The organism is Priestia iocasae (assembly GCF_016909075.1).
GTDB lineage: Bacteria > Bacillota > Bacilli > Bacillales > Bacillaceae_H > Priestia > Priestia iocasae.
Genome location: NZ_JAFBFC010000004.1, coordinates 134760 through 155202 on the forward strand (window position 1 = coordinate 134760; position 20443 = coordinate 155202).

Below are 20443 nucleotides of genomic sequence, written 5' to 3' on the forward strand. Positions count from 1 at the left end.
GAAAAGGAAGTGAAGAGTCATGTTTGTGCGGAAAATTACATTTGAAAATTTTCGTCAGTTTTATGGAGAACAGCAAATTGAATTTGCCCAAGGCGTTAACGACCGAATTGTGACCGTTATTTTAGGTGAAAATGGACGCGGGAAAACGGGGATTTACCGAGGCGTATTGTTCGGACTATATGGTGATCGGGCACTTGAACAAGATTCAGACGGAAAAGAAGACATTATTTTAACAAATATAAAGAAATTAGAAGAAGATGCAAAAGGAGCTCGCCAAGGAGTGACGAGCTCTGTGACGATTGAGCTCGTACATGAAGGTACCGTTTATACGATTAAGCGAACACTACTTGCTTATCAAGAAGAAAGCGGGAAAATTATTGAGCAAATAAAAGAAGTAAGCTTGACTTATAAGGAGCAAGTCATTACAGATAAAGAACAAGTTCAAGCTATGGTTAATGATATGTTAGACGAGCGTGTGAAGAATTACTTCTTTTTTGATGGTGAACGTATTGAACGTTTGACAAGAGCATCTGACCAGCAACGTAAAGAAATTGCAGTAGGTATACGTAACTTGTTAAAAATAGATGAGTTAATTAAATCAGAAAGTGTTCTTCAACAATTAAATAAAAAATTACTATCCGATTTAGAAAAAACATCGACAGGCGATTATAAAAAGAAGTTAAAAGAGCAACTAGTAAACGATGAACAAATTGAACAATTACAATATGTAATGAACGAAGCGAAAGACAAACTAGTTGCACTAGAAACAGAGCTAAAAACAATCGATGCTAAGCTTTCTACATATAAAGAAGATGAGCAATTATTACTACTGCGTAAAAGTAAGGAAGAAATGGTTGAACAAAAGCGGGTAGAATACATGAAGGTTGTAGAGCACCTACAGCAATTTAACCAAGTACTAAGTTTAATAATGGCTAAAGATGCATTATATGTAGTGAAAAGTCAGTTAGAGCATGTAATGGGTACGATGTCTGAAAAAGAAGAAATTGATTTAGCACTTATTCAAAAGCTGCTTCACGATTTAACATGTATTTGTGGTACATCGTTCAATAAAGGCTCAAAAGAATATGCGCAGCTTCAATCACTAGAAAGTCGTGTTGAAAATCGCGTTGCAAAACAAGAACATTATGTTCTTTTAACAGAAATCAATCAATTAATTGGTTACTTAGATGGAAAAGAAGCAGAGCTAGCTCATCGCCTTGAACATGTGCAGGCAAAACAACAAGAAGTAGAGGGACTGGAGCAAGAATTAGAACAGGTTAACAAACGATTAGTTGGTAGTGACAGCAATGAGATTGCACAGCTCAATCAAAAACGTACCTTCACATATGAAGAAAAAGTACACCTCGAACATGCTCTTACATTACATGAATCGGATTTAGATGAGCACAAACAAATGAAAGAGCAAATTGAACTAGCATTGAGAGATTTAAGAGTCAAAAGTGGGGTACATGAAAAACTAGCAAAAAAACAAGAAGCGGTTCAAAAATCGTTAACATGTATGAGTCACATGATTAAAGAGTTTGAAAGAAAAGTAGTAGCAGAGCTTGAACAAGCATGTACAGAAAATCTAGCTAAACTTCTTGATGAAAGCGGTAGAATGAATATCCATTCCGTTCAAGTGAAAAACGATTATTCCATTGAAGTGTTAAATAGTTATGGTCGCTCCTTCTTAGCTAACATTTCACAAGGACAACGACAAGTTCTATCGCTCAGCTTTATTACGGCACTCGCTCAAGTAGCAGGAAATTCTGCAAAGCTTGATCTTCCATTATTTATGGATACACCATTTGGTCGTCTTTCTTCACAGCATGAAGAAAACTTACTATCATTTTTACCTCAAGTCTGTTCACAGTGGGTGCTCTTAGTAACAGATCGTGAATTTGGAGAGAGAGAAAGTGAGCTGTTCTTACAAAACCGCTGTTGGGGAAAATTTTACATGCTAGAAAGTGTTGAACCAGGTGTCACACAAATTATTCAGCGTCCTCCTGGGATTGTTCGCAGTCGTGTATCGCGATCAGGAGGTGTTCAATAATGGAACAATCGAAAACGTCTTTACGTGTTAAAGTGCGAAAAGAGTATTTACCTTTTTACAAAGATGTCATTAAAAAGCACTTGTTTGCTCGTCACAGTGAATTCTTTACGTTATGTGCAAACATAGGCTATAAGTATGGAAAAGTAGATGAGGCGTATCGAGGGATTGAACTTTGTCAAGCTTATACATTTACACCTTATCAGCGAACGGTTTTACAAACATTGATTTACAAAGATAAAAAGAAAATCGTTGATGAAGTTACAATGTTTGAAGAAGCAGAGCAATATGCTGATGCAGGCTTTCGTTATTTAGTACAACATGTCATTGCAGACGTTGTTACACAAGTAAACGACGGGGAGTACACACTTTCCTTAGGTGAAGAACAAGAGCTTCAACTTTTACTAGCCGAGTTTGTTCAAAAAGAAATGGCAAGTGTGCCATTTTAAGCAACATGTAGTTATACAACAAAAAATTATAGTTACTTCAACCGCTCTCTCAAAGAGCGGTTTTTTCATTCCAACAAAAAAACCATTCCAACCACTCTACAAGAATGATAGAATAAAAGAAAAATGTAAACTTTTATTTATTTTTAGTTAACAAAAGGAGGCTATCATGACAATGGAATCGACTATCTCTAAACAATCCTTACATATGCCTAACTTTGATCCGACAGCAGCAATGTTTCTTGAAAATCCATATCTCTTTTATGAGGCGTTGCGACGAGTGAATCCTGTTCAATGGGTATCATCGATGAGCCATCAAGGGTGGTTTGTGACGGGATATGACGAAGTGATTTCGATTTTACGTGACCAGCGCTTTCAAACGCGTGTTCCGATCTCACAATCTTCGCCAAACGAAATGTTGTTAAAAATCTTTAACAACACACTTTTGTATCAAAACCCACCCCATCACACACGACTTCGTTCCCTCGTTGGTAGAGTGTTTACGTCGCGTGTGATAAATGATTTTCGTCCTTACATACAAGAAACCATCGATTATTTACTAGACTCTGTGCAAGATAGAGGAGAGATGGATATTATGTCAGATTTGGCATTTCCGCTTCCGAGTATCATCATTGCACGTATGCTTGGAGTGCCAACTGAAGACCGCGATCAATTTCGCGACTGGTCGAATACACTCATTCAAACGATTGATCTAGCACGGCCGGATGAAGCGATGGAACTTGGAAATCAAGCGGTAATGGAGCTTGTTGGGTACTTTAAGAAGCTAATTGCCAAACGTCGAGAAAAGCCAACGAACGATTTAATTAGCAAACTAGTTGTAGAGGGAGAGAGTGGAGATAAGCTAACTGATGATGAATTAGTTGCGACTTGTATTCTGATGCTCATTGCAGGTCACGAGACGACGGTGAATTTAATTAGCAACACGATGCTTTCACTTTTAAACCATCCAAATGAGCTAGAGAAATTACAACAAGATTCTACTCTCATCAAATCAACGATTGAAGAAGTACTTCGCTATGATGGTCCGACACAAATGACAGCTCGCACCGCAGCGGAAGAGGTTAAGATCGGTGGCCAGCGCATTGAAAAAGGTCAACATGTCTATCTTTTACTTGGAGCAGCTAATCGAGATCCAGTTAAATTCCCAAGCCCGAATACATTTGATATTACCCGTTCGCCAAATCAGCATATTGCATTTGGTAACGGCATTCATTTTTGTTTAGGTGCCGCACTTGCTCGGCTAGAAGCCCAAATGGCAGTGGGAGCATTAGTAAAACGATTTTCAACTATCCAATTAAAAACAGCGCAACCAGAGTGGCGACCCTTAATTGGGTTTCGAGCGTTAAAGGAGTTAAAGGTTGCATATAATTCTTATAAAGATTAAATGTACAAGAGTAGTATAGAAAGTAGACATAGATTACCATGATGAAGTTTATAACAGAATCTCTATATGTCCGAATGTATAATAAAAAGGACGGACAATTAGTAAGGTATATTACAAACAATTAGAACATTAATTACTAATAACGCTCATCTTTATAGGTAAAGAGCAAATAATTCAAAAGTTGATGAATATCTTTTGGATTATTTGCTCTTTATTTTGTTTATTAAACAATAAATTCAGAAAATAACAAAAATATATTTACAAAAAAGGAAAATATTGATAAAGTTACTGCAATCGATTACTGTAATCGATTGCAGTAACTTATAAGAGGAGGAACACAAGTTGAGGACAAGGATGACACTAATACTTTTTGTCGTAATTAGCCTATTAGTAGGGTGTACTTCAAATGAAAGCTCATCGAGTGAAAAAGATGTTACGTTAACATGGTTAGTAAGAAGTGATCCAGTTGTTATGAAATGGCATGAAAAAATGATTGAAGAGTTTGAAAAAGAAAATAAAAATATAAAGGTTAAGTTACAAGTAATTCCAACAGAAGAGTACGATCAGCGAGTTCAGACAATGATTGCAAGTGGAAATATACCAGATGTTTGGTCGTCAAACTGGGGGATAGCAGGATTTGCTACATATCATTCATTAGGGGCATTATTAGATTTATCGCCTTTTGTTAAAAGTGATCCTAATGTAACGGATGGTATTAAAAGCGAATTACTAGATTTATATACAGTAGATGGAAAATTATATGGTATTCCGATGCAAAGTATAGGAAGCTTTCTTTTCTATAATAAAGAATTGTTTGACAAAGAGGGTGTTGAATACCCACCAGTTGACTGGGACGATAAATCGTGGGATTGGGATAAATTTATTAAAGTAGCTTCTGAATTAACGGAAAATTCTGGCGATGTATCAAATCAGACATTTGGTGTTATGAATAATTTAAGTGCAAATAGGCAGACTTGGTTATTTGGAGGGGACTTCTTTAATGAGAAAGCTTATAAAACTGGAGAAGTAGGTGAGCCAGAAATCCTTACTAATCCTTTAAATCAGAAAGCCATTCAAGCGAATGTTGATTTAATTCACAAGTATAAAGTCTCACCTAATCCTTCTCAGGTTGAAGCTGTTTCAGCTTTAGGAGACCCATTTATGTCAGGAAGAGTTGCAATGACATTTACAGGAGGGTGGGGGTTATGGACATATCAACCAGCCGAATTTGAGTGGGGAGTAGCTGCTCTTCCTTACAATGAAGGTAGAAAGGTACCTCTATATGTTGATCCATGGAATATTAGCGCAAAAACAAAATATCCAGAAGAAGCTTGGAAGTTTGTGAAGTTTATTACAGATCCACAAGGAGGAGCGAAGTCCTTTATGGAGACTACTTCAGCACCACCAGCGCAAATAGAATTAGAGGATGAGTGGTATGCAATGATGTCAAAAAAATTAAACATTCCAACAGAAGATCTACAAAAACTAAATGATGGAGTGAGTAAGTATGGACGAGGTGCAGATAATCACTTAATTACTAAATTTTCTACGATTCGAACAACTATGGATCAAACAATGACCTCTGTATATAGTGGTAAAAAAACCGTTGAAGAAGGGTTAAAGGAATTTGATAAAAATCTGCGATCGTTAGATTTAAATTAATTGTAACACGGTTTTTATAGTGTGTTAACGAGTACTCAATAATACAAATTATTCATACTAGAGGAGAGAAACAACTTCTCTTCCCTAGTATGAAAAGATTTTTAAATGTGGAGGTGAAATCGTGAAGAATGAAAATCTTAGCTACGTCAAACTTGAAAATAAAAAGAATATTAAAGTGAAATATCCGAAAGGGATAGCAAGAAGAAGAGAAGAGAGAGCATTTTGGATCTTTGTGTCACCTTGGATTATTGGATTTGTATTATTTACAGGTGGTCCCATTCTTGCATCTTTATTTTTAAGCTTCACGAACTATGATGTATTGACCACCCCTACATTTGCTGGTTTAGATAACTATGTAAAACTTTTTGGAGATAATTTATTTTATCAATCACTAAAAGTGACAGTTTATTATGTAATTCTTTCAGTTCCATTTACTATTATTTTAGGATTAGGATTAGCGATACTACTAAATCAGAAAATTAGAGGGCAAGCATTCTTTCGAACAATGTTCTATGCTCCATCTGTCGTTTCAGGAGTATCTATTGCCTTTTTATGGTCTTGGTTATTAAACCCTGATTTTGGAGTTGTTAACTCTTTATTATCCTCAATTGGAATTCAAGGACCTGGTTGGTTTACAGATGCAAGTACTGTTATCCCATCTATGGTACTGATGCAACTTACATCTATCGGTAGTACAATGATTATTTTTTTAGCTAGTTTGCAAACATTACCTGATGAATTATATGAAGCAGCTTCTATAGATGGAGCCAATCATCTAACGAAGTTCTTTAAAATTACAATTCCTCTTATTTCACCAGTAATTTTATTTAATACTATCATTACGGTTATTGCGTCTTTCCAAGTGTTTACACAAGCATATGTTATCACAAAGGGTGGGCCAGACTGGATGTCATACTTCTATGTTTACTTCTTATTTGATACAGCGTTTTCACAATTTCGTATGGGATATGCTTCAGCACAAGCTTGGATATTATTTATTATTATCTTAGGACTTACATTATTATCTTTATGGATTTCAAAAAAGTATGTTCACTATGAATATGATAATAAGTAAGAAAGGAGACGAAAGATAGAGTGACTAATAAAGCAAAATATTCTTTTCAAAGGTATAGTTTCATAAGGAAAATAACAATTTATAGTTCTTTAATCTTAGGATTACTTATGTTCTTGTTTCCATTAATTTGGATGGTATCTACTTCTTTAAAAACAACTGGATCAGTGCAAAAAATTCCACAAACATGGATTCCATCACCTGTAGAATGGATAAATTACGTCAAGATCTTCACAGATTTTCCATTATTAACTTACGTATGGAATACTTCATGGTACACAGGATTATCAGTTATCATTACAGCCTTTGCTTCATCATTTATTGCTTTTGGCTTTGCTAGATTGAAAGCAAGAGGTAGTACGATTTTATTTGCAATCGTATTGAGCACAATGATGCTTCCGCCTCAAGTAACAATGATTCCGCAATATTTATTATTTAATAAATTAGGCTGGACAGACTCATATTCACCATTAATTATTCCTTCGGTAGGAGGAAGTGCCTTCTTAATATTTTTACTAAGGCAGTTCTATATGGGTATTCCTCGTAGTTTAGATGAGGCTGTGAGAATGGATGGTGGAGGGTATTTTACTATTTATTTTAAAATTATTTTACCTTTATCTGTTCCTGCGCTTGCGACTGCTGGAGTTATGGAGTTTATGTATCGATGGAATGATCTAATGGGTCCATTAATTTATATAAATTCTCCTGAAAAGTATCCGCTTTCTCTGGGGTTAGCAAACTTAACAGCTGCATACGGTGCAACACCCTGGAATTTATTAATGGCAGCTTCTGTTGTTGCAATTACACCACCACTGCTTCTTTTCTTTTTTGCTCAAAAGTATTTTATTCAAGGAATCGTAGTCAGTGGTTCAAAGGGTTAACTAATAAGGAGGGATAGTATGTGTAAAGTAAAGGTGGCTATCATTGGTTGTGGAGCTATATCTAGATTTCGTCATATACCAGAATATATTCAGAACAAGAATGTAGAGATTATTGCTTATTGTGACACAACAATTGAAAGAGCAGAAGCTTACGCTTTAGAATATGGTGGTAGATTCTACAAGGACTATAAAGAGATGATAGACTCTGAACCTTCTCTACAAGCAGTTAGTGTTTGTACACCTAATAGCACTCATGCAGAAATGACTATTTATGCTCTTAATAGAGGTATCCATGTGTTGTGTGAAAAACCAATGGCTGCGACAGTAAAAGAAGCACAACAGATGATTGAAGCTGCTAAAAGTAATAACAGAATATTAATGATTGGACATAATCAGCGTTTAATGGCACCACATGTGAAAGTTAAAGAATTACTAGTCAATGGTAATCTAGGTAAGGTGTTGACTTTTCGTACTACATTTGGTCATCCTGGTCCTGAAACATGGAGCGTGGATGGTAAAGAAAGTTGGTTTTTTCGTAAAGAAGAAGCTGTAATGGGTGCATTGGGCGATCTAGGTGTTCATAAAGTAGATCTTATCAGGTGGTTATTAGAAGAAGAAATCATTGAAGTATCTGCCATGATTGATACATTAGATAAAACATTCTCAAATGTAGAAGATCATGCTAACTGTTTATATAAAACAGAAAGTGGAGTTACTGGCACGATGGTAGCAAGCTGGATATTTAAAAAGGGTGAAGATAATTCTACGATCCTATATTGTGAGAATGGCACTATCGAAGTTGGAACACATCAGGAATATCAAGTTATTGTAAGGCTAATAAATGGAGAGATTCAAAAGTATCAGGTAGGAGCTATTGCAACCAATGATAAAGGAGGGCAAAGAGATAGTAGAGTTATTGAAGAGTTTATAAAGAGTATTCTAAACAATATGTCTCCTTTAATTACAGGAGAAGAAGGTATGAAATCATTAAATGTTATTTTACATTCAATAAAGGCGGCTAATGAGAAGAGAACTGTTTCAATCCTTTCTCCGTCAAATGTCACATCTAAATAAATGAAATGCAAAGGGTGGTAATGATGAGTTTATTAAGTATTCAACTTTATTCAGTAAAAGAAGCAGCAAATAAAGACTTTCTAGGAACTGTTCAAAGAGTAGGGGAAATGGGCTATGACGCAGTCCAATTTGCTGGGTTCTTTAATACTAACTCTAATGATTTAAGAAGAGTACTAGACAATCAGAATTTAAAGTGTGGAGGAAGTCATGTATTATTTGACACTATTGAGAGTAGTGAGCTATTAAAAAAAGAGATTGAATATAATCAAGTTATTGGCAATAATCTAATTATATGTGCGGCATTACCAGCTCAAATGCGTGATTCAGAAGAAGGTTATAAGCGGGCAGCAGAGCAACTAAATAAGGCGGGGGAGCTGTGTAAAGAACAAGGTTTACAGTTAGGATATCATAACCACTCTTTTGAGTTTGTTAAAATAAAGGATACAACGGGTTTTGAGTTGCTTTACAATGAAACTTCTTCTGAATTATTGAAGATGGAATTAGACTGCTATTGGGTCAAGAATGCTGGTTATGATCCTATTGATTTTATTAATCGATATACGGATCGTTGTATATCTTTACATATAAAAGATATAAAGAAGCTTAATGATCAACATATCAGTGTAGAAATAGGGGAAGGAGAGTTGAATTTAAGCTCTATCCTTTTAAGTGCATCGAAACAACAAGTAAAATACCTTACTGTTGAGCAAGAACATTTTATATTAGATCCAATGGTTAGCGCAGAGAAAAACATTAAAAGTTTACGACACTTAGTAAGTAACAAGTTAAATAAGTAGGTGATAGAAAATCAAAACAGAGGAGTATACACTCCTCTGTTTTGATTCTCTATCTTGCCTTTATTAAATGAGCAACAGAATGAATCTTCTTGTGGAAAATTTGATAAATAATATAAGAAGATAGGCTAAATATGATGATAAATGTAATTGGAGAATAATAAAGGATAATAATTGTTAAAAATAGAATAAATACGATAAAAATAGTACTTGGAAAAAAACTAATCATCATAAACAGGGCATTTTTAAGAGAGTTTGTTATTCTATAGTTATAAGTCACTAAAATAGGAAAAAGATAAACACTGATACTTATAAAGAAAAAGTAAAATAATAGTGATATAAATAAGAAAAATGAAGAGTAAGGAAGTATCTTTGTCATTGATAGATATATATTAAAGGAACCGATTAATAAAGCCGTATTCCATATTAGTCCTATTAAAAAATATTGTTTACAGTATTTTTTGAAACTAATAAAAAACTGCTTTAATGAAAAGTCGTTTTTGTCGTGTATTTTATTCTTTATGACGTAAAACATTGCCATCGTGGATGGAAACAAAGTAATTATTGGAAGTGAAAAAAATAACCATAAAAGATTTAAAAAAAGTAAATTTGAAAATGACTCAAGTATTTTATACAATTTTGAATTTAAAATAGTCATAATATTCCTCGTTTTTTACTTTATTCTATCATGATATGGAAATGGTAGGAAGATTTTGTCGGTGAATTATTATATAAAGGAGATTGTGTATGCCTACCCTTCAAGATGTGGCAAATTTAGCTAATGTGTCTACTGCAACAGTTTCAAGAGTTTTAACTGGACAAACTGTTCATACAGAGAATAAAGAGAAAGTAGAAAAAGCAATTAAAGAATTAAATTATAAACCTAATACGGTTGCTAGAAATCTAAGAAGAAAAAAGTCGAACTTAATTATTGCGTTAATGCCAGATGTTAAACATCAATTTTACTCTGAAATTATTCGGGGAATAGAAGAGGAAGCATTGAAAGCCGGGTATAATGTATTAATTGGAAGTAACACTTTTGAAAGTGATCAGGAATTGAGACATTTTGAGTTATTAGAGGGCAGTCAAGCAGATGGTATAATTGTTGGTACGTCTCAAGTTAAACAAGAGTTGTTAGAAGAGGTTAGTAAGAGAAAGCCAGTTGTATTAGTAAACGGACATTTAACAGGTAGTAATATTCCATCTATTTCGATTGACAATGAACGAGCTTCTTATGTTATGACAAAGCACTTACTTCAACTTCAACATAAAAGAATTGCGCATGTAATGGGCCCTAGTAATACAATGTTAGCAAGAGAGAGGTTAAAAGGTTATAAAAGAGCATTAAGAGAAGCAGGGGTAGAATTTGACAAAGAATTGGTATATGAAGGTGATTACTTTTTCCATTCTGGCTATGAAATAGGGAAGAGAATCTTAACAGTACAAGAAACCGTGGATGCTATTTACTCTACAAGTGATGAAATGGCTATTGGAATTATAAGGGCTCTAACAGAGAAGCAAATTAAGATTCCTCAGGAGATTTCCCTCGTGGGTTTTGATGATATTACAATATCTAAATATTCTTATCCATCCTTGACAACTATTCACCATCCAAGATATGAGATGGGTAAAAAATCTTTTAATTTATTACTAAAATTATTAAATAATAAAAAGATAGGAAAGAAGCACATTTTTTTAGAGGAGGACTTGGTTGTTAGAGAATCTTGTGGAGCAGCACAGTCAACCTAACTTTGCAATATATATGAATTGCTAAAAAGGGGCCTTATTTGCATTCCTTGCCCGATTAGAAGCACAACTAGCTGTCAGCTCATTAATAAAGAGATTTTTACATATTGAATTAAAGACAACCACCCCACAATGGCGACCCTTAATTGGGTTTCGGGCGTTAATAGAGTTAAAGGTTTCGTTTTAACGGTCAAAAAGGAAAAAGCGTTGAACTGAAATAGCTCCAACGCTTTTTTTAATCATCTTTCCATTCAAATACGAATTCTTGATCATTTCCAGATGCACTTACCATCGGTTTCAACGTTATTCTCCATACGTCTTCTGCATGATCATATTCAATGTGTTTCACACCGATTACATCTTGTTGATTCACTTGCTTACTTGCTAATAATTGCCTAAGAGCTTCTTCTTGAGTGAAAGTAGCCCCTTTAGGTTTTTCTACCTTTATAACCTCGACTTTTGCAGCACTTCCTTGAGCAGGAAACGATTCAGCAATTGGTCCGTCAATCCACAAGTGAACGTATTGCCCGATGTCCACTTTGTTAAAGGCATTGGATAGCCAAATGGCATTGTCATGATCTTCGCTTCCATTTACAACAAGAATGCGATGATTGTCTTTTTTCATCACATAGCCTTCAAGAGTGGCAGGACCACTACAGCCACTTAAATAGACAAATAGTAAAAGAATGAGTTTTTTCAACATGTTCGACTCCTTGAACAGCTTGTTTTGCGTAGTACATTTCTTGTTTTAGAGTGATTTCTTTTCCTTTTCCTTCAAGAGAAAAATCTCTCTTACAAACGTCCCAATGACGATGGAAGGAACAATAATCCCAATAAGCGTTAAAATTTTGACAAACATAAAGGGTGAAAAGAGAAGAACAAAGGAATTTGAAAGGACAATAAGTGCGAAGATGACGCATGATGGTAATGAGGTAGCGAGGAGTTGCTTCTCTTTTATGTTTCATAAATCCACCTCCTGTTAATGATTTCCTTCTAATCGTACTATAAATAAAAACAGATAGTAAGTTCTTATTCTCACTATCTGTTACATATTAACGATATTCAGAACCGCCACCCCAAAGCTCACGGCCTCCAGTATGTCCTGTGTTATGATGAATGTCTTCTTTCACCAATTGGAGACGACCTGGCTCTTCGTGGTGATGCCACGTATAACCTTCAGGTGTGTGACCTTGTGATAATTGTTGCAACTCATACGTCGTTAAATTCAATTCAGAAGCGAGAGAAGGGTCTTGTTGGATCATGTCATACAGTTCGTGATTGGCGTATGAAAAGTGAACCGCATCACTTCGTAAATAAAAGTCTTCTGGAATTTGAACTTCTGCAACGGGTTCAAAGACAGGAAACGTACCTATTTGAGTCTCTCCATTTGGTAGCTCAATGGTTCTTTCCACAAATGGCACACCAGTTTCAGGATGAACGTCACCTGTTAAATGGTCGTTTCTTGTGTCAATTTCTTCTGCTTCTGCAACGTCTGCTCCGTCGACAAAATCAACTACACCAACCGCAAGAGTAGATACAGCAGCTACTTTTCCGATGTTTTTCATACCTTGAAGTGTACGCTCTTTGTCACCTGTTTTTAATCCTTCATATGTCGTGCCTGCACTTTTAACTGTATATGTAACGGTTTGGCCAAGCCCTTTTAAAGTGCGTCCTGTTGAATCTTTTAAGTCGCTTAATCCTTCGTTCATGATTGTATCATCTTTTTTAATTGCTCCGTACGTTCCTTTCACTGCGCCATCGACAAATTGTCCAGCGTTATCAAGCGCAATTTTGGATGCTTGCTTAATGCCATCTCCAACTTCTTCAACCCAAGGAGAGCTTACACCTTTCCCTACAAGTTTTACACCCTCACCAATTACCGTTCCCGTGACGGTTCCAACACCTTTTCCAATTGAACGAAATAATCCCATCTTCTTTTGCTCCTTTTATTAATAGTCCATTTTACCTATATGAGGTATTGTACTATAAACTAGTATTTTTTGGAATGTGTGGCTGATAAAATAGTAGAGTAAAAGGAGGAGATAACATGAAAGATGCACGCTACCCAATTGGTTTGTTTCAACAAGAAGATGTAACCGATGAAAAGATAGAAAGATGGATGAAAGAAATCGAAGAACTGCCTAAAAACCTTCGCGAAGTAGTAGAGGGATTAAAGGATGAGCAGCTTGATACACCTTATCGAGAAGGTGGTTGGACGGTACGCCAAGTGATTCATCATGTAGCGGATAGTCATATGAATTCGTATATTCGCTTTAAATTAGCGCTCACTGAAAACAATCCAACAATTAAACCATACGAAGAAGCGGAATGGGCAAAGCTTGGTGATTCAACGTTACCAATAGAGGTTTCCTTGTCCTTGGTAGAAGGAATTCATACGAGGTGGGGAATGATTTTAAAAGGTTTAAGTGAACAAGAAAGAAATCGTTCCTTTTATCATCCGGAATCAGGAGTGATGACATTAGAGACTGCCATAAATATGTATGCATGGCATGGCAATCACCATGTGGCTCATATTCAGGCGTTGCGTGAAAAAGTAGGGTGGTAGATGCAGGAAAATATGGTATACTAATAAAGTCTGAAAATTCATGATTTAAAGGAGGCGTTCATTTATGAAAAACACTCAAGCTTTAACCAAACAAAACGACAAGGGGAACGCTCCTAACTAGAGAAAAGTTCCCCAACGAATGAGAGGGGAAAAAAGGATGAAACAATCTGTAAAACTAGTAGAAGTAAACGAAGAGAATTGGTATGACTGTTGTCAGTTAACCGTATCGAGTGAACAAGCATCTTATATTGAGTCGAACGCAATCTCTATTGCGCAATCTAAATTTGAACCGACTTTGAAACCATATGCCATTTATTTCGAAGAAAAAGTAGTTGGATTTCTCATGTATAATTCTGTACTAGAAGAGCTTGATGGCTACTGGGTTTATCGTATTATGATTGATCAAGCGTTTCAAGGAAAAGGGATTGGAAAAGTCGCTACAGCATTAATGATTGATGAAATGAAAAAGCTACCGAATGCAGAGCGAATTGTTGTTGGCTATCATCCTGACAATATGGAAGCACACTTGCTATATGCTAGTTTAGAATTTGTTGATCAAGGTCATCGATTTGGAAGAGAGATGGCAGTTGTGAAACAAATCAAGTAATCATAGTTCTATGAAGTAGCCCACGAGTTTGTTCAATCGTGGGCTTTTTATAATCAACTTTCATGATTTATCGATTTCTTCATATGATTTTCTGCTTTTTGTCAGTTGTCAAGATGTCGCTGTAGTCGCTTCATTCTCATCTCTGTTCGCAAAATAATTCGCAAACAAAGCTCCAAGTGATAGGTTAATAATCATATTCACAATAGGAGCAATGGCTGCTAATTCGCTAATAAATTCAAAAGCTAGAATGGCAGCGAGAGCAGTGTTACATAGACCTACTTGAAACAGAATGGCCCGAGCGTCGGCTTCTTGTACGTTTACTAGTTTCGAAATATAGTAGGCAAGCAGCATTGGGCAAATGACTTGAACGAATGTGACTGAAGCCAAAAGTGGCATGCTGCTTATTTCGGATGAAATAGCGTTTTTGCCACTTCCGACTAATGTATGAATAATGAGCAGTAAAGCAAATGATGAACCCAACTTGGTGACGGACCTTGAATGAGTCACAAGTGTTGGAACCATTCGTTGTACGAGTAAACCGATTCCAAGTGGAAGTAACACGATATACAAAAAAGATTGCAGTAAGCGCCACAACGAGATCCCCACTTCTTGACTAGATAGTCCCATCATCGAAAGGGGAGTGACGACTGGACTAATAAAAATATCAATAAGTGATGCTGAAATGACAAGTGGTGTTGTACCACCAGCAAGAAAGGTGTACAGAGTTGCTGCTGTTGCACTTGGCACGACACCCCCTAAGATGATGCCAGCGGCAAGATCAGGTTTGTGAGAAAAAAACACGTAAGCAAGCCCAATTGAAATAAAGACAGTTAGCGTCCATTTTAAAAGAATGGCAAGAAAAAGCGTTCGCTTTTTCATATGAATTTGTTTAATGGCACTCACATTCATCGATAATCCTGTAAAGAAGATAACCACTCCTAATAATAAACTCGGTATCCATGAAGGAACGGCTAGGTAATAAGGAAATACATAGGTCCCAACAGCCATGAACAGAATGAGGAGAGGTAATTTTCGTGAAATAAAGTCGTTTATTTTGTTCACGCCTTCACATCCTGTAAATAATTTTTAAAAATTAAAAATAGATTGACTATTTTAAAAATTATAAACTATAATGGTAAAAAATGAAACTTCGGTTTCAATATATGGAACTAAAAGGAGGGGGTTTATATAGAGCAAAACATTAAAACGGTAGAAAAAGCCTTTTTCATAATTGAACTCATCGCAGAGTCTCCACGATCCTTCACAGAACTCGTCGACCTCATGAACAGTAATAAAGCAACCATTCATCGCTTTATGACAACTTTAGAAAACCTCGGATACGTCACAAAAAACCAACAAGACAAATACCAAATCGCACCAAAGTTTCACACGCTCGTGAACAAAGGAGCGGAGCAATACAACTTACTTGAGATCGCAAAACCATACTTAACACAATTTGCTTACGAGATAAATGAAAGCGTTTTACTAGCAGGCTATATAAACAATACTGTCTACTATATGGATAAGATTGAAAGTCCATCTGCCTTACGCATCGTCGTAGAGCCTGGAAAAACAGCCCCATTATATAGTGTAGCAAGCGGTAAACTTTATTTAGCGCATGTAACCGATGAAGAAGTAGAGGAGTATGTGAATACGTATCCACTCACACAAATTACGTCGAACACAATTACGTGTAAAGAAGCTATGAAACAAGAGTTAAGAGAGATCCGGAGAAAAGGATATGCAGTGGACCACGAAGAGTGGGAAGAATATTTACGCGGTGTTGCGTTCCCAATCTATGACTATACGAATCAGCTAGTCTCTGCTTTATGTATTGCTGGGGTTTCTTATCGATTTACAAAAGAAAAAGTCACATGTATTGCCCCAAAAGCAGCGGAGATGGCAGCCGACATTTCACGACTGTTAGGATATGTAAAAAAAGAGGGGGAGTCAGTATATGAAAAAAAGTAAACGTTTATTTTTATTGATTGTAAGCGTTATCACTTCGCTTTTGATTGCTGGATGTAGTAGCAGTAGTAGTTCAGGAGAAGCAGAAGGTAAAAAGATGAACTTAAAAATGTCAATTACCGTTGGGAACACGTCCACTTGGTATGAAGCCGCTGAAAAGTTTGCAGAAGAAGTGAAAGCAGAAACGGATGGCCGTATTACAATTAGTCTTTTTCCAAATGAACAATTATCAGGTGGTGATTCTGGTAAGGGTGTTGAGTTACTTGTTAAAGGAACAACGGATTTTAGCTACCACTCCACAATCATTTATTCCATTTTGAATGAACGACTTGGCGTTGTGAGCGCACCGTTTCTTTTCAAAGACTTAAACGAAGTAGACAAAAAGATGAATGGGGAAGCAGGGGAAGAAATTAAACATGTATTACGTGAAATTGGCGTTGAGCCATTAGGATTTGGTCAAAATGGATTTCGTCAGTTAACAAACAGTAAAACGGAAGTGAAAGCACCAGAAGATTTACAAGGCTTAAAAGTCCGTATTCCTGGTATTAAAATGTACACGGACTTATGGAAGCAGTTTGGTGCAGATCCAACAACAATGACATTTTCCGAAGTATTTACATCGCTTCAACAAGGCACAATTGATGGGCAAGAAAATCCGATTGACGTTATTAACTCATCTAAATTAAACGAAGTACAAGATCATATTACAATGTGGAACTACTCGTATGATCCATTAATTTTAGGAATGAACAAAAAGAAATTTGATTCGTTAAGTGAAGAAGATCAAGCGGTTATTAAAAAAGCAGCCGAAAATGCGAATGCGTATCAAATTGAGTTAGCGCGTGAAAAAGAAGAAGAACAAATTGCGGAACTAAAAGAAGCAGGCATGCAGTTCTATTATCCAACGGAAGAAGAGTTAGCGAAGTTTAAGCAAGTATCTCAGCCAATTTATGAACAGTATAAAGACGTGTGGGGTGCAGATTTACTAGATGCCTTCCAAAACTAAAAAGAAGGTGTGAGAAATTTATGTCAAAAGTTTTGTCTTTTATTGAAAATAGCTTATTAATTTTTAGTGCGTCTGCGATGTGTATCATTGCATTTGCCAATGTCTTGTCGAGATACTTTTTAAATCACTCATTTGCTTTTACGGAAGAAATCACGATTAATTTGTTTGTTCTCTTAACGTTTGTAGGCGCAGCAGTCGGGGTGAGAAACCGTTCTCACCTTGGCTTTAGCCTTTTGTATGACAAAGCGAACCTTTCACTAAAAAAAGGGCTAACCATTTTTGTTGGAATGATTGTTATTGCAGTCTTTCTTATTTTTACGTATTACGGGGTTAAGATGGTCCAATTTCAAATGATGACAAATCAAACAACACCATCTCTAGGTTGGAAGCAATGGATTTTCTCAATGGGTTTTCCGTTAGGATGTTTGTTGTGCATCATTCGTGCCGTTGAATCAACCGTAAATGAATACAAAAATTTACAAATGGAAAGTGAATGATGGAAATGGCAGCGTTCATTTTGTTTGGCTTATTTTTTGTTCTCTTGCTTTTACGCGTACCGATTGCCGTAGCGTTAGCCGCTTCTTCCATTTTGACGATCCTTTCTTCCTACGGCTTTTCATCACTTGATCTTGTAGCAGATATTATGTACACAAGTGTGTCGAAATTTACGTTATTGTCAATTCCTTTTTTCATTATCGCTGGTGTCATTATGGAGTATGCAGGAATCTCAAAGCGACTCATTCACTTTGCAGACGTCTGTGTTGGTCACCGAAAAAGCGGGATTATTTTAGTAACCGTGTTAACCGCAATTTTCTTTGCAGCTATTTCTGGTTCAGGTCCAGCAACGGTTGCTGCAATTGGAGGGATTTTAATCCCTGCACTTGTAAAGAACGGATTTAAAAAAGAATCTGCGGCCGCTCTTTTATCGAGTTCTGGTTCAATTGGAATTATAATTCCGCCAAGCATTGCCCTTATTGTGTTCGCTGTTGTAGCAGGTGACACCATTAACGTTTCAATCGGTCGTTTATTTATTGCTGGTATTATTCCAGGTCTCCTTTTAGGAACAGCATTTATTTTAGCTGCGATGTATGTAAGAAGTAAAAATCTGAAAGAGAAAGCATCTCTTCCAAAAGATGATGTTGCTGCAATTGAAGTCTCAGCTACACGAGAAAAAGCGAGTCCGAATGAAATATTCAAAGCATTTTATGAAGCGATTTGGGGCTTACTTATTCCGTTTATCATTTTAGGAGGAATTTATGGGGGCGTTTTTACGCCAACTGAAGCAGCGGTTGTGGCGGTGTTTTACGGCTTAATCGTCGGTCTCGTTATTTACCGAGAGTTAAAGCTATCAGATATTAAAAAGATTATTATTGATTCGTCTGTTCAAACAGCGGTTGTCATGTTCATTGTTAGTTCCGCATCCATTTTCGCTTATCTTATTACAACCGAACAAATTGCGATGCAAATCTCTGATAGTTTGCTAGGGATTACATCCAATAAATACATTATTTTGTTGCTCGTTAATGTCATTCTACTAATTGCAGGGGCCTTTATGGACGCAATTTCGGCGTACTATATTTTTATTCCAATTTTACTGCCAATTATGATGGTTCTAGAAGTAGATCCAACTGTATTCGGTATTTTCATGACGGTTAACTTAGCAATCGGGTTATTTACTCCACCTGTCGGCGTTAACTTATACGTAGCGTGTGGCCTCGCCAACGTGTCCATTAATAAAATTTCAAAAGCAATTATTCCGTTTGTTGTGGCATCAATTATAGTATTGATTTTAATTACGTATATTCCAAGTATCACAACATTCTTACCGGATTTACTTGGAATAAAATAGGAGGGTTTTAGAATGAGAGTGAAAGATTATGTAGCGGTTATCACGGGTGCATCAAGAGGAATTGGCGCAGGGTGTGCAAAAGCATTAGCAAGAGAAGGAGCAAGTGTGGTGTTACTCGACCTTCTTTCCTGTGAAGAAACAGAAAGTCAAATTAAAGAAATGTGTCCAGATGCAAAGGTTCTGTCGTTTCAACTTGATATTCGCAATCAACGACGCATTAAAGAGGTTTTAGCGGAAGCGCATCGTGAACTTGGCTCCATTGATATTTTAGTAAATAACGCAGGTACGTGCTCAAGGCTTGATTTAGAAGGAATGACGGAAGAAATGTGGGACCGAGATATTGATACAAATTTAAAAGCAACATTTTTCCTGACACAAGCTGCAATTTATCCGTATATGAAACATCAGCAATATGGACGCATTATCAATATTAGCTCGATATCTGGCTTAAATGGAGGACACATTTCTAGTTTGGAAGAAGGAAGTACAAAAGGACGATCAGGCCCTGGTTACGCTGCATCAAAAGGAGGCGTGATTGCCTTTACAAAATGGGTCGCAAAAGAAGTCGGAGGACTAGGTATTACATGTAATAGTGTGGCACCTGGTGCGGTAGAAACCGCGATTACAAAAGGAGTTACTTATTCACTTAATAATCAAGTTGTTAAGAGAATGGGAACACCGGAAGATATTAGTGAAGCCGTTTTATACTTAGCGTCCAAAGAATCAGGTTATACAACAGGGCAAGTGTTAAAGGTATGTGGAGGAGCCGTCATTGCGTAACGAGAAAAAGCGGGAGGGGTTTCAATGAACCAACGAAGCTCTCAGTCAGTGTTTGATTCAAAGCGAGGAATCGTCATGGGGTTTCTTGGACCAGGAGAAGATTTGATTACTGGGTTAAAAAAAGAATTAAAAAAACACGGCATTACATCTGGAAGTATTTCATGCATCGGTTCATTGTCCAACCTTTCAATTGTGCAACTTGATTATGATGACAATCAAATGTCGTACTCCAAACCCATCCGTTGGGATTCGCCTGTAGAACTTTTATCAGGAAACGGGATTGTCGGAAAAGATGAACAAGGGGAATTAGATATCCATTTTCACGGTGTATTTGTCGATCACAAGAAAAACATATCAGGTGGTCATTTTTTACAAGGGGGCAACATTGTCGCCATTACGCTGGAATTTACCGTGCTGACATCCGACATGATTCAACCGAAAAGAGAGGTCGATGCATCATTAGGTTTTCCACTCTTTAACTTTTATGCGAATGAAAGATAGCGATAAGAGTTGTCTGACAAGTAGGCAAAAAAGGAG

The 20443-nt window shown here is 36.5% G+C and carries 22 protein-coding genes; 17 read left to right on the plus strand and 5 right to left on the minus strand.

Annotation, left to right across the window (positions count from 1 at the left end; genetic code table 11):
* Positions 1-19: 19 nt before the first annotated feature.
* From JOC83_RS11835 to JOC83_RS11870, 8 genes are all read left to right on the plus strand, one after another.
* A complete protein-coding gene (locus tag JOC83_RS11835) occupies positions 20-2053 on the plus strand; it encodes an AAA family ATPase (RefSeq protein WP_205187515.1) in 2034 nt (677 codons plus the stop codon).
* Entirely contained in the window at positions 2053-2499 is a 447-nt protein-coding gene (locus JOC83_RS11840; RefSeq protein WP_205187516.1) for a hypothetical protein, read from the plus strand. The genes JOC83_RS11835 and JOC83_RS11840 overlap by 1 nt, the downstream gene beginning before the upstream one ends.
* A gap of 166 nt (positions 2500-2665) precedes the next feature.
* Positions 2666-3901, plus strand: coding sequence for a cytochrome P450 (locus JOC83_RS11845; protein ID WP_239583498.1), 1236 nt, complete (start codon positions 2666-2668; stop codon positions 3899-3901).
* Between the two features lie 342 nt (positions 3902-4243).
* Positions 4244-5563, plus strand: a complete 1320-nt coding sequence (locus JOC83_RS11850) for an ABC transporter substrate-binding protein (RefSeq protein WP_205187517.1) — start codon at positions 4244-4246, stop codon at positions 5561-5563.
* Positions 5564-5684: 121 nt separating this feature from the next.
* Complete coding sequence (locus JOC83_RS11855) at positions 5685-6638, plus strand: carbohydrate ABC transporter permease (protein ID WP_338038907.1); 954 nt, start codon at positions 5685-5687, stop codon at positions 6636-6638.
* Between the two features lie 107 nt (positions 6639-6745).
* The gene (locus tag JOC83_RS11860) at positions 6746-7516 is read left to right on the plus strand and encodes a carbohydrate ABC transporter permease (RefSeq protein ID WP_205187518.1); all 771 of its coding nucleotides are present in this window, start codon (positions 6746-6748) and stop codon (positions 7514-7516) included.
* Between the two features lie 18 nt (positions 7517-7534).
* Positions 7535-8590 (plus strand): Gfo/Idh/MocA family protein, encoded by a 1056-nt coding sequence (locus JOC83_RS11865; protein ID WP_205187519.1) that lies wholly within the window; start codon positions 7535-7537, stop codon positions 8588-8590.
* A 23-nt stretch (positions 8591-8613) separates the two neighbouring features.
* Entirely contained in the window at positions 8614-9387 is a 774-nt protein-coding gene (locus tag JOC83_RS11870) for a sugar phosphate isomerase/epimerase family protein (protein ID WP_205187520.1), read from the plus strand.
* Between the two features lie 49 nt (positions 9388-9436).
* Here JOC83_RS11870 and JOC83_RS20335 read toward each other — a convergent pair whose 3' ends face one another.
* Entirely contained in the window at positions 9437-10042 is a 606-nt protein-coding gene (locus JOC83_RS20335) for a DUF624 domain-containing protein (RefSeq protein WP_205187521.1), read from the minus strand.
* Between the two features lie 89 nt (positions 10043-10131).
* Here JOC83_RS20335 and JOC83_RS11880 point away from each other — a divergent pair, with 89 nt between their 5' ends.
* Positions 10132-11133: a LacI family DNA-binding transcriptional regulator gene (locus JOC83_RS11880; protein ID WP_205187522.1), complete on the plus strand. Its 1002-nt coding sequence runs from the start codon at positions 10132-10134 to the stop codon at positions 11131-11133.
* A gap of 232 nt (positions 11134-11365) precedes the next feature.
* Here the strand turns inward: JOC83_RS11880 and JOC83_RS11885 are convergent, their stop codons facing one another.
* The 3 genes from JOC83_RS11885 to JOC83_RS11895 form a co-directional block, all read right to left on the minus strand.
* Positions 11366-11830, minus strand: coding sequence for a YobA family protein (locus tag JOC83_RS11885; RefSeq protein ID WP_205187523.1), 465 nt, complete (start codon positions 11828-11830; stop codon positions 11366-11368).
* Positions 11784-12095: a hypothetical protein gene (locus tag JOC83_RS11890; protein WP_205187524.1), complete on the minus strand. Its 312-nt coding sequence runs from the start codon at positions 12093-12095 to the stop codon at positions 11784-11786. Before JOC83_RS11890 ends, JOC83_RS11885 begins: the two co-directional genes overlap by 47 nt.
* 87 nt (positions 12096-12182) lie before the next feature.
* A complete protein-coding gene (locus JOC83_RS11895; protein WP_205187525.1) occupies positions 12183-13061 on the minus strand; it encodes an HNH endonuclease in 879 nt (292 codons plus the stop codon).
* A 116-nt stretch (positions 13062-13177) separates the two neighbouring features.
* Between JOC83_RS11895 and JOC83_RS11900 the strand changes: the two genes are divergently transcribed.
* Together JOC83_RS11900 and JOC83_RS11905 are read left to right on the plus strand one after the other, a co-directional pair.
* Positions 13178-13696 carry a YfiT family bacillithiol transferase gene (locus tag JOC83_RS11900; RefSeq protein WP_205187526.1) on the plus strand — a complete coding sequence of 173 codons (519 nt, stop codon included), beginning with the start codon at positions 13178-13180 and terminating at the stop codon, positions 13694-13696.
* Positions 13697-13853: 157 nt separating this feature from the next.
* Positions 13854-14303, plus strand: coding sequence for a GNAT family N-acetyltransferase (locus JOC83_RS11905; RefSeq protein WP_205187527.1), 450 nt, complete (start codon positions 13854-13856; stop codon positions 14301-14303).
* A 108-nt stretch (positions 14304-14411) separates the two neighbouring features.
* On the opposite strand, the gene JOC83_RS11910 is transcribed toward JOC83_RS11905, so the two are convergent.
* On the minus strand, positions 14412-15365 hold the full coding sequence (locus JOC83_RS11910) for a bile acid:sodium symporter (protein ID WP_205187528.1): 954 nt from the start codon (positions 15363-15365) through the stop codon (positions 14412-14414).
* 138 nt (positions 15366-15503) lie between these two features.
* Here JOC83_RS11910 and JOC83_RS20270 point away from each other — a divergent pair, with 138 nt between their 5' ends.
* From JOC83_RS20270 to JOC83_RS11940, 6 genes are read left to right on the plus strand one after another with little or no spacing between them, the layout of a single operon-like run.
* Positions 15504-16274, plus strand: coding sequence for an IclR family transcriptional regulator (locus tag JOC83_RS20270; protein ID WP_338038922.1), 771 nt, complete (start codon positions 15504-15506; stop codon positions 16272-16274).
* On the plus strand, positions 16261-17277 hold the full coding sequence (locus JOC83_RS11920) for a DctP family TRAP transporter solute-binding subunit (protein WP_205187530.1): 1017 nt from the start codon (positions 16261-16263) through the stop codon (positions 17275-17277). Before JOC83_RS20270 ends, JOC83_RS11920 begins: the two co-directional genes overlap by 14 nt.
* A 20-nt stretch (positions 17278-17297) precedes the next feature.
* Positions 17298-17774 carry a TRAP transporter small permease gene (locus tag JOC83_RS11925; protein WP_205187531.1) on the plus strand — a complete coding sequence of 159 codons (477 nt, stop codon included), beginning with the start codon at positions 17298-17300 and terminating at the stop codon, positions 17772-17774.
* A gap of 5 nt (positions 17775-17779) precedes the next feature.
* Positions 17780-19126 carry a TRAP transporter large permease gene (locus JOC83_RS11930; protein ID WP_205187532.1) on the plus strand — a complete coding sequence of 449 codons (1347 nt, stop codon included), beginning with the start codon at positions 17780-17782 and terminating at the stop codon, positions 19124-19126.
* 12 nt (positions 19127-19138) lie between these two features.
* A complete protein-coding gene (locus JOC83_RS11935) occupies positions 19139-19906 on the plus strand; it encodes an SDR family NAD(P)-dependent oxidoreductase (RefSeq protein WP_205187533.1) in 768 nt (255 codons plus the stop codon).
* A gap of 24 nt (positions 19907-19930) precedes the next feature.
* Positions 19931-20407, plus strand: a complete 477-nt coding sequence (locus JOC83_RS11940; protein WP_205187534.1) for a PPC domain-containing DNA-binding protein — start codon at positions 19931-19933, stop codon at positions 20405-20407.
* The last annotated feature ends 36 nt before the right edge of the window (positions 20408-20443 follow it).

Excerpts from the sequence above, each read along its gene's own strand:
- JOC83_RS11860 (WP_205187518.1), top strand. The coding sequence starts at position 6,746 with ATGTTCTTGTTTCCATTAATTTGGATGGTATCTACTTCTTTAAAAACA.
- JOC83_RS11895 (WP_205187525.1), bottom strand. The coding sequence starts at position 13,061 with ATGGGATTATTTCGTTCAATTGGAAAAGGTGTTGGAACCGTCACGGGA.
- JOC83_RS11920 (WP_205187530.1), top strand. The coding sequence starts at position 16,261 with ATGAAAAAAAGTAAACGTTTATTTTTATTGATTGTAAGCGTTATCACT.
- JOC83_RS11935 (WP_205187533.1), top strand. The coding sequence starts at position 19,139 with ATGAGAGTGAAAGATTATGTAGCGGTTATCACGGGTGCATCAAGAGGA.
- JOC83_RS11900 (WP_205187526.1), top strand. The coding sequence starts at position 13,178 with ATGAAAGATGCACGCTACCCAATTGGTTTGTTTCAACAAGAAGATGTA.
- JOC83_RS11845 (WP_239583498.1), top strand. The coding sequence starts at position 2,666 with ATGACAATGGAATCGACTATCTCTAAACAATCCTTACATATGCCTAAC.
- JOC83_RS20335 (WP_205187521.1), bottom strand. The coding sequence starts at position 10,042 with ATGACTATTTTAAATTCAAAATTGTATAAAATACTTGAGTCATTTTCA.
- JOC83_RS11865 (WP_205187519.1), top strand. The coding sequence starts at position 7,535 with ATGTGTAAAGTAAAGGTGGCTATCATTGGTTGTGGAGCTATATCTAGA.
- JOC83_RS11880 (WP_205187522.1), top strand. The coding sequence starts at position 10,132 with ATGCCTACCCTTCAAGATGTGGCAAATTTAGCTAATGTGTCTACTGCA.
- JOC83_RS11835 (WP_205187515.1), top strand. The coding sequence starts at position 20 with ATGTTTGTGCGGAAAATTACATTTGAAAATTTTCGTCAGTTTTATGGA.
- JOC83_RS11890 (WP_205187524.1), bottom strand. The coding sequence starts at position 12,095 with ATGAAACATAAAAGAGAAGCAACTCCTCGCTACCTCATTACCATCATG.
- JOC83_RS11925 (WP_205187531.1), top strand. The coding sequence starts at position 17,298 with ATGTCAAAAGTTTTGTCTTTTATTGAAAATAGCTTATTAATTTTTAGT.
- JOC83_RS11870 (WP_205187520.1), top strand. The coding sequence starts at position 8,614 with ATGAGTTTATTAAGTATTCAACTTTATTCAGTAAAAGAAGCAGCAAAT.
- JOC83_RS11840 (WP_205187516.1), top strand. The coding sequence starts at position 2,053 with ATGGAACAATCGAAAACGTCTTTACGTGTTAAAGTGCGAAAAGAGTAT.
- JOC83_RS11940 (WP_205187534.1), top strand. The coding sequence starts at position 19,931 with ATGAACCAACGAAGCTCTCAGTCAGTGTTTGATTCAAAGCGAGGAATC.
- JOC83_RS11930 (WP_205187532.1), top strand. The coding sequence starts at position 17,780 with ATGGCAGCGTTCATTTTGTTTGGCTTATTTTTTGTTCTCTTGCTTTTA.
- JOC83_RS11905 (WP_205187527.1), top strand. The coding sequence starts at position 13,854 with ATGAAACAATCTGTAAAACTAGTAGAAGTAAACGAAGAGAATTGGTAT.